We start from the raw sequence: 213 nt of genomic DNA on the forward strand, positions 1-213 counted from the left end.
GTGTGCTGTCATTCGTCAACACATCATCTAGCGCAACCACAGGTGCCGTAATGTCTGCAGAGACTGTACCTGAACCTGGCAATGAGGTATTGCCTGCAGGGTCGGTTGCTGTCGCAGTTACTGTTTGACCATCAGTCAAGTCACCTGGGTTTGGCACTGTCCATTTACCATCAGGACCTGCAACTACAGTTGCTGTTGTGCCATCAGGGAAGC

1 protein-coding gene is annotated in these 213 nt (G+C 51.6%); it reads right to left on the reverse strand.

Features of this window, described 5'->3' with window-relative positions; genetic code table 11:
- Positions 1 to 213 (reverse strand): Ig-like domain-containing protein (locus tag ACH63V_RS18250; protein ID WP_396464340.1); only part of this gene is annotated, 213 nt, incomplete at both ends.

Origin of the sequence: Acinetobacter sp. ABJ-A23_2 (genome assembly GCF_044538765.1) — a bacterium.
Taxonomy (GTDB): Bacteria; Pseudomonadota; Gammaproteobacteria; order Pseudomonadales; family Moraxellaceae; genus Acinetobacter; species Acinetobacter nosocomialis_A.